This is a genomic window from Micromonospora sp. NPDC049580 (genome assembly GCF_040675595.1).
Taxonomy (GTDB): Bacteria; Actinomycetota; Actinomycetes; order Mycobacteriales; family Micromonosporaceae; genus Micromonospora.
Genome location: NZ_JBFAPG010000295.1, coordinates 1 through 8,093 on the forward strand (window position 1 = coordinate 1; position 8,093 = coordinate 8,093).

The 8,093-nt window shown below is 71.2% G+C and carries 8 protein-coding genes; 7 read left to right on the top strand and 1 reads right to left on the bottom strand.

Annotation, left to right across the window (positions count from 1 at the left end; all coding sequences use genetic code 11):
- On the top strand, positions 1-819 hold an 819-nt coding region (locus tag AB0J68_RS21635; protein ID WP_363940197.1), incomplete at its 5' end, for a histidine kinase.
- A 52-nt stretch (positions 820-871) separates the two neighbouring features.
- On the opposite strand, the gene map is transcribed toward AB0J68_RS21635, so the two are convergent.
- Positions 872-1,690 carry a type I methionyl aminopeptidase gene (gene map, locus AB0J68_RS21640; RefSeq protein ID WP_363940199.1) on the bottom strand — a complete coding sequence of 273 codons (819 nt, stop codon included), beginning with the start codon at positions 1,688-1,690 and terminating at the stop codon, positions 872-874.
- Between the two features lie 104 nt (positions 1,691-1,794).
- On the opposite strand from map, the gene AB0J68_RS21645 reads away from it, so the two are divergent.
- The 6 genes from AB0J68_RS21645 to AB0J68_RS21670 all read left to right on the top strand — a co-directional run bounded on the left by AB0J68_RS21645 (position 1,795) and on the right by AB0J68_RS21670 (position 8,078).
- Positions 1,795-2,061 (top strand): helix-turn-helix transcriptional regulator, encoded by a 267-nt coding sequence (locus AB0J68_RS21645; protein ID WP_363940201.1) that lies wholly within the window; start codon positions 1,795-1,797, stop codon positions 2,059-2,061.
- A 36-nt stretch (positions 2,062-2,097) separates the two neighbouring features.
- The gene (locus AB0J68_RS21650; protein WP_355139754.1) at positions 2,098-2,430 is read left to right on the top strand and encodes a putative quinol monooxygenase; all 333 of its coding nucleotides are present in this window, start codon (positions 2,098-2,100) and stop codon (positions 2,428-2,430) included.
- A 194-nt stretch (positions 2,431-2,624) separates the two neighbouring features.
- Entirely contained in the window at positions 2,625-3,911 is a 1,287-nt protein-coding gene (locus tag AB0J68_RS21655; protein WP_363940202.1) for a hypothetical protein, read from the top strand.
- Positions 3,912-3,930: 19 nt separating this feature from the next.
- Positions 3,931-5,697 carry a hypothetical protein gene (locus AB0J68_RS21660; protein WP_354861079.1) on the top strand — a complete coding sequence of 589 codons (1,767 nt, stop codon included), beginning with the start codon at positions 3,931-3,933 and terminating at the stop codon, positions 5,695-5,697.
- A 10-nt stretch (positions 5,698-5,707) separates the two neighbouring features.
- Positions 5,708-6,067 carry a hypothetical protein gene (locus AB0J68_RS21665; protein WP_354861080.1) on the top strand — a complete coding sequence of 120 codons (360 nt, stop codon included), beginning with the start codon at positions 5,708-5,710 and terminating at the stop codon, positions 6,065-6,067.
- A 550-nt stretch (positions 6,068-6,617) separates the two neighbouring features.
- Entirely contained in the window at positions 6,618-8,078 is a 1,461-nt protein-coding gene (locus AB0J68_RS21670) for an arabinofuranosidase catalytic domain-containing protein (RefSeq protein WP_363940205.1), read from the top strand.
- The last annotated feature ends 15 nt before the right edge of the window (positions 8,079-8,093 follow it).

Consider the following 8,093-nt stretch of genomic DNA (forward strand, 5'->3'; position numbering starts at 1 on the left):
GCAACGCCCGCCGACCGCCCCTGGTGGGAGATCGCGGCGATCGTGGTCAGCGGCGTGGCCGTCCTGTTGGCGGGCGCGGTGAGCCTGCTGCTGACATGGACGTTGCTCGGCCTGGCGACGATCGTCGGGCTGCACGCCTGGGTGGTCAGTCGCCCTCCCGGCGCCCGCGAGCGGGAGCTCACCGAGCGGATCGCCACGCTGACCCGTTCCCGCCGCAGCGCCGTGGACCAGCAGGCGGCCGAGCTGAAACGGATCGAGCGCGACCTGCACGACGGGGCCCAGGCCCGCCTGGTGTCCCTGGCGCTGACCCTCGGCCTGGCCGGGGACCTGCTGCGCCGCGACGTCGACGGTGCCGCGCAACTGCTGGCGGAGGCCCGCGCCACGGCGACCGCCGCCCTCGACGACCTTCGCACCGTCACCCAGAGCATCCACCCGGCGGTCCTCGCCGACCGCGGCCTCGGTGACGCCGTCCGCGCCCTGGCGCTCGACCTCGCCGTGCCCGTCACCGTCACCGGCGACCCGCCCGCGCAGCTCCCACCGGCGGTGCAGACCGCGGCGTACTTCGCGGTGGCCGAAGCCCTGGCCAACGTGGCGAAACACAGCGGCGCCACGGCGGCGTGCGTGACCTTCGACCAGGCCGGCGACATGCTACGGATCCAGGTCGACGACAACGGTTCCGGTGGCGCCGACCCGGGCCGCGGCACCGGCCTGCGCGGCATCATCGGTCGCCTCGACGCCATCGACGCCCGCCTGTCGGTCGACAGCCCGGTCGGCGGCCCGACCCGGGTCAGCGTCACGATCCCGATCGAGCCGGCATGAAACTGCGCAGGCACCGCAGGCCGATGGCCCGCACGCTCCGCGGCGGTACGCCTCAGGACGTCGCGGCCGACTGCCCGCTGCGGCTGTCCGGCAGTACGCCCTGGTCGGGGCGGTAGGTCAGCACCCGGGGGCCGGTCTCGGTGACCGCGACGGTGTGCTCGGAGTGGGCCGAGCGCGAGCCGTCCGCGGACCGGATCGTCCAGCCGTCCTGGTCAAATTTGATCTTGCCGGTGCTACGGCAGAACCACGGCTCGATCGCGAGCGTCAGGCCGGGCTTGAGTTTCATGCCCCGCCCGGGTCGGCCGTTGTTGGGCACGTGCGGGGCCTCGTGCATGGTGCGGCCGATGCCGTGCCCGCCGAACTCGTCGTTGACCTGGTAGCCGTAGCGGTGGGCGACCTCGCCGATGGCGGCGGAGATGTCGCCGAGCTGGTTGCCCGGCCGCGCGGCGTCGATGCCGGCCGCCAGCGCGACCTCGGTGGCCTCGATCAGCTTCAGATCCGCCGGGTCGGGGGTGCCGACGACGACGGACAGCGCGGAGTCGGCGGCCCAGCCGTCGATCCCGACCGCCATGTCGATGCTCAGCAGGTCACCGTCGCGCAGGACGTAGTCGTGCGGCAGACCGTGCAGCACGGCGTCGTTGACCGAGAGGCACAGGACGTTGCGGAACGGGCCGCGACCGAACGACGGCGTGTAGTCCCAGTAGCAGGACTCGGCGCCCCGCTCCCTGATTCGGCGGCGGGCGTGGTGCTCCAGGTCCAGCAGGTTGACACCTGCGGCGGCCACCGCCCGCAGCTCGGCCAGCAGCTCGCCGACGAACCGGCCGGTCACGGCCATTCGATCGACTTCCGCGGCGGTTTTAAGCTCGATCACGATCAACCCTTCCGTCTCCGGTGCGGTATATTTATACCACGTTGGCCCGAGGGGTCGGCGGGTCGACATTGCCGCTCCGTGCTCGGCGCATCTATCCTGCTCACATGGTCCGCCCACCGCTCACACCGGAACAGATCGCCGCAGGGCGACGCCTTGGAGCGGCGCTCCGGGTCGCGCGGGGCAGCCGCAGTCTCGTCGAGGTGGCCCTGGCGGCCGGCATCTCACCCGAGACGCTGCGCAAGATCGAGGTGGGCCGGCTCCCGGCACCCGCGTTCGGCACCGTGGTCTGCCTCAGCGAGGTCCTCGGCGTCGCGCTCAGCGACCTGGCCGAGGTGTGGCTGGCCGATCTGCGCGTCCGTGAGGCGTCCTGAGCACTCGGTCGACGACCGCTGGGTAGCCTTAAGCCCATGATCTTCATTACCGCGAAATTCCGGGTGCTGCCCGAGCACGCCGACCAGTGGCCGCAGATCGCCGCCCCGTTCACCGAGGCGACCCGCGCCGAGCCGGGCTGCCTGTGGTTCGACTGGTCCCGCAGCCTGGACGACCCGACCGAGTACGTCCTGGTCGAGGCCTTCCGCGACGACGAGGCAGGCGCGGCACACGTCCAGTCGGCCCATTTCCGCGCCGCGCAGGAGACGCTGCCGCCGCACCTGGCCGAGACGCCGCGCATCGTCAACGCCACGGTCCCGCAGCAGGACTGGTCGCTGCTCGGCGAGATGGCCGTACCCGAGGCCCGCTGACCGCCGGCCGACGCCGGCAGGGCCACTTTCCGCCGTTTCCGCTCGGCGCTTTTTCGCCAACCCGGGCCGGTAGCTCCACTGGGGACTGTCGGATATCCGCGATCCCCGACGCCGGCCCGGGTGGAGGATGTCGGACATCGATCTCGTCGCTAAGGTCCACCGTGACAAGCGCCTGCCGGGGAAGGCGGTGATCGATGCGTTGCGTCACCTGCGGGGCCGACACCGATGCGGCGCTCCCCACCTGCCAACGGTGCGGTTCGGCCCTGCCCGGCGCCGCCGTGCCGCAGCAGGAGTCTCCGCCCCGCGCGTTCCCCGTCGCGACCGAGCCGCCCGGCCCGACCACCGAGCCGCCCGGCCCGACCGTCCTCGCGACCGAACCGCCCAGCGCGACACCCCTCACGACCGAGCCGCCCAGCGCGACACCCTTCACGACCGAGCCGCCCAGCGCGACACCCTTCACGACCGAGCCGCCCAGCGCGACACCCTCCGCGACCGAACCGCCGGGGGTGTCGCCCGTCGTCGGCGGGGCCTCGGGCGCGATGTCGGGGGCGGCCCTGCCACCCCCGCTGTGGGACCTGCTGGTGTGTGCGGTGCTGTTCGCCGGCTGGGCGCTGGTGCTGCTGCTCGTCGCGCTCGCCCGGGGCGCCCAGGAGCCGTCCGAGGTGCCGGGTCGACTGGCCCTGTGGCACTACGTGCTCGCCGCGCTCGCCGTGGCCATCTACCTGTTGACGGCCGTCCGGGGCGTACCCGAGTCACCTGGCTACCTGTGGGCGCGCGCGGCCCGGGGTGACGGCCGTGACGGTGACCTGAGGCGAGGGCTCCAGCTTCTGGTGCCCACGGTCGTGGTGACCGTCGCGGTGGCGCTCGTCGCGGGCATGACAGTGCCGCTGTCCGCCGCCGTCTCCGAGGCGACGTCCACCTCGGCGACCCCGACCGCCGACGACGAGGTGCCCACCGAGACGCCGCCGACGCCCGACCCGGTCCCGACGACGACGCCCGGCCCGGAGACGCCGACGCCGACGGTGAGCGACGATCCGGATGCCCGGCGGCGTACGCAGGCCCAGGCGGTGGACGCGCTGCTGTCGGAGTCGATCGCCTCGCGCGGCGACCTGGCCATCGCCATCGCGGCCGTGGGAGAGTGCCGCGACCTGAACCGCTCGCTCGGCCTGTTGGACGGCGTGACACGCCAACGCCGCACCCAGCGTGACCAGGCCGAGGCACTGACCGTCGACGCGCTCACCGACGGGCCGGCGATGCGCTCCCACCTGGTCTCCGCCTTCACGTACGCCGGGGACGCCGACGCGGCCTACGCCGCCTGGACGCGACGCTCCATCAGCTCCGGCTGCTCGCTCGACGCCAACTGGCGGCGGGGCAACCAACTCTCCGAGCAGTCCCAGAAGGCCAAGAACGAGTTTCTGCGCCGGTGGAACCCGATCGCCACCTCATGCGGGTTGCCCACCCGCACCAGCAGGGAAATCTAGGGAGCCGGGAGATGACGACGTGACGGTGACCGAGGCGCCGCAGACCGACCACTTCGATTTCCCGTCGTACCAGGTGCCACCGCGGCTGTCCGACACCACACGGCAGTTGTGTGGCGCGGCCTACCTCGACCAGAAGTACGCCGAGACGGTGATCAGAGAGGTGATCGAGGACGAGCGGCGTGCCGTCGCGCTCTCGTTCGGCTTCGACCTCAACGCGGTCGTCCGGCACTGCTTCCGGGCACAGCACCGCTACCTGGTCCGTGACAGCATCCTGTTCGGGCTGCTCGTCATCGGTCTGCTGACCTCGATCACCGCCACCGTGGGCTGGGTGGTGCTCGGGTTCACCGTGCTGCTGGCCCGGTCCCGGGAGTCGCGCCAGCTGTCCCTGCCCGTCCGCGTCCTGTTGTACGGCACGCTGATCACCATCGTGCTGTGCAGTGGCGGCCTGGCGCTCGTGCTGCCTCTGTTCACTGTGTCTAGCGGCCTCGAGTTCTTCGCCGGCTCCCTGCTGGGCACCGGCCCCGACCTCAGCGCCGACTCACTGGTCGAGGCGCTGCAGGCCAGGATGACGGCCGGCCTCTTCGGCTTCCTGGCCTGGATGCCCCTCCTGCTCGGTGTCGCCACCCTCGCCGTCCTCGTCCGGTTCGAGCGCACCACCCACCAGATCCTGACCGACGAGCTGCGCCCCGGCATCCCACCGGTCCTGCCGACCCTGCCCAACGAACGGGTGGCCCGCCGGCTCGACCTGGTGGCCCGCGCCCAGTACGGCAACATCACCGTCCAGGAACGGGACCCCTTCCTGGGCTGCGGTGCGGCCGAGCACGGCTGGTCGTACGCCATTCCGGTGCGGCCCGCGCCCGGCCGGGCCGCCGGCCGCGACGGCAGCCCGGATGCCTCGCCGATCGACCAGGCGGAGCTGGGGCCTGCGCTGACCGCGCACGTCCGGGCGGCGATCCGGCGGATGCGGGAGGATCCGCTGCCCCGCGCCGTCCGGGTGCCCGGGCTCTCCCTGGTGCCGCACATCGTCGCCGACGGGGTACGCCGGCAGGGTGACCCGCTGCTCGACCCGGTGACCGGGATGCCGCGCAGCCGCGCCTCGGAAGAGGTGATCGACGTGATCGTCCGGCATCCGCAGGGCGGCCTGCGCTACTACGACCGGATCGTGGTCAGCGGCGCCGGCAAGCCCCTGCACACCGCCGACGGACGGCTCGTGCTGCCCGAGCAGAACCTCGGCATCGACATCTCCGCGTTCGTGCACGCCGCCGTCGAGGGCGGGTTGCTCTACGTCGAGTTCGTCACCACGGTGATGCCCCCCATCGAGGCCCGGTACGCGGTGGTCGATCGGCTGCGGCCCGAGCAGTCGATGGTCCGGATCGTGCGTGACGTGCTGGCGAACATGGTGACCGACTCGGTGCTCAGCGGCTGGCACCTCATCAAGCGACTGCGGCACGATCGGGGCATGAAGACCCGGATGGACGACGCGCTCGCCGCGAGCGAGCAGTTCCGGACGCACGACTACGGCGCCCGGGTCAGTGTGCGTCAGCTCGTCGCCGAGCGGACCGCGGTCAAGCACCTGCAGCTGCTCGACGAGTGGAAGTACACCAAGCTGCTGGAGCGGGCCGTGCTGGAGGCGGTCGTGTCGTTCCTGACCGAGCGGGGCCTGGACACCGGCGATCTGGTGCAGCGCGCGTCCGAGGTCCAGAACATCTTCGGCAACGTCAACACCATCTTCGGCGGTCAGCAGGCGTTCGCCAGCTCCAATGTCACGTTCGAACAGCACACCTAGGAGGCCCTCGATGGCGGACCCGGATCAGCCGGCCCGGTCGATCGTGTTCCACAACACGATCCATGGTGGGCAACAGGCGATGGCCAGCGACAACGTCACCATGGTGCAGTACAACGGGACCAACGACCTCGCCGAGCGGTTCGACGCGCTGCTGCGCACCCTGAAGGAGCATGTCGCCGACTTCCAGGACCCGGATCGCGCCGGCCGCGAGGTGACCGCGATCGAGGTCGCCCGCGAGCAACGGCAGCCGGACCCCAAGCCGGTGCTGACGTCGTTGGAGACACTTGCCGCGCTGGCCACGGTCGGCGGCACGCTGGCGGAGGCGGTCAGGGCCGCCATCGACATCGTCTCCCAGCACTGGCCACTCTGACCGTACGGTGAGCAGAGCTGGCTGGCCCGACGGCACCAAGGGCGCCGGGTCGGTGCGAGCGAATACCCACGGTCGTCTATGGACATGCCATCCTGTTAACGCTAACGTAGCCGACGACCGTCGATATCTGAGCGTAATCTGACCGTCACGAAGGGCCTGTCATTGCTGGTCCCGGCTGTGCGGTCGACATCGTTCGCGGCGTGGGGCGGGTGGAGCGTGGCCGGCACGGGACGGCCCGGGATCACCACCGGGCGACCCGCGCCGAGGGCCGGACGATTCCAGGCCACGGCCACTTCATCGATCACCGCCGCGTCCCCGGGCAGGACCGTCGGCGCTGACCGGCAACCGTAACGCCACGTACCGAACCGCCTGGCCCGCCGACCACGCCGTCCCCGACGGCTCACCCCGGCGCCGGACGGCCTCGGTGTCGTCGTACGCGGCCACAGACCGGGCCAGGTCCCGCCGTCCCCCTGCTCAGAGTCCGGGCCCGAGCAGGGGGAACGGGCCGGCCCCCGGCACATCGTCAATCTCTCACCGATGAGGAGAGCACGTGCGACTCAGACAACCCCGCCACCGGCGGTCGGCGCTCATCGCCGCCGCCACACTCGTGCTCGTCGGCGCCGCCCTCACCCAGACCGGCGCCTCGGCGGCCGCCGCCGGATGCCAGGTCACCTACTCGGTCAGCTCCCAGTGGCAGGGCGGCTTCGGTGCCAACGTCACCATCACCAACCTGGGCGACGCCGTCAACGGATGGCGACTGACCTGGAACTTCGCCGCCGGCCAGACCGTCACCCAACTGTGGAACGGCAGCTACACCCAGGCAGGCAGCGAACTCACCGTCACCAATGCCCCCTACAACGCCAGCATTCCCACCAACGGCAGCACGAGCTTCGGCTTCAACGGCAGTTGGACCGGCAGTAACCCCGTACCGGCCTCCTTCGCCCTGAACGGCACCACCTGTACGGGAGGGGTGGACCCGACGACCCCGCCACCGACCACACCGCCACCCACCACACCGCCGCCGACCACGCCGTCACCCACCACACCGCCGCCGACCACGACCCTGCCGTGCGACATCTACACGGCCGGTGGCACGCCCTGCGTCGCGGCGCACAGCACCACCCGTGCCCTGTACGCCTCCTACAACGGCTCGCTCTACCAGGTGCGCCGATCCTCGGACAACAGCACCCGCAACATCGGGGTGCTCAGCACCGGAGGACGGGCCAACTCCGCCACCCAGGACAGCTTCTGCGCGAACACCACGTGCGTCATCACGGTCATCTACGACCAGTCCGGGCGCGGAAACAACCTCGGCTACCAGGGCGCGGGTGGCATCGGGGGCGCCGTGCAGCCCGCGGTGGCGACCAGGGAGTCGTTGACTGTCGGCGGAAACAAGGTCTACTCGCTCTACATCAACGGCAACAGCAGCTATTGGCGCGACGGGCACCTGACCGGCGTGCCGACCGGGGCCGCGCCGGAGGGCATGTACATGGTGACCAGCGGCACCCACGTCAACAGCGGCTGCTGCTTCGACTACGGCAACAGCGAGACCACCCGTCGGGCCGACGGCCGGGGCACGATGGACGCCATCTACTTCGGAACGAGTTGCTGGTTCGGCGGCTGCTCCGGCAGCGGTCCCTGGGTCCAGGCGGATCTGGAGTGGGGTCTGTTCCCGGGCGGCAGCAGCTCGTGGAACCCGAACCAGCGGGCGTTCACCAGCAAGTTCGTCACCGCTACGTTGAAGAACAACGGTACGACGCGCTTCGCCATCAAGGGCAGCAACTCCCAGTCCGGCAACCTCTACACGCTCTGGGACGGCTCGCTGCCCTCGGGCTACAACCCGATGCGGAAGCAGGGCGCCATCATCCTGGGCAGTGGTGGCGACTGCTGCATCGACAACTCCAACCAGAGTGTCGGAACCTTCTACGAGGGCGCGATGGTGGCGGGCTACCCGTCCGACGCGACCGAGAACGCGGTGCAGGCGAACATCGTCGCCGCCGGCTACCGCTGAGGTCCCGCGGCCGCC

What these genes read in the sequence shown, in the direction of transcription:
- AB0J68_RS21665 (WP_354861080.1), top strand. Translation starts at nt 5,708, where the DNA reads ATGGCGGACCCGGATCAGCCGGCCCGGTCGATCGTGTTCCACAACACG.
- AB0J68_RS21655 (WP_363940202.1), top strand. Translation starts at nt 2,625, where the DNA reads ATGCGTTGCGTCACCTGCGGGGCCGACACCGATGCGGCGCTCCCCACC.
- AB0J68_RS21645 (WP_363940201.1), top strand. Translation starts at nt 1,795, where the DNA reads ATGGTCCGCCCACCGCTCACACCGGAACAGATCGCCGCAGGGCGACGC.
- AB0J68_RS21650 (WP_355139754.1), top strand. Translation starts at nt 2,098, where the DNA reads ATGATCTTCATTACCGCGAAATTCCGGGTGCTGCCCGAGCACGCCGAC.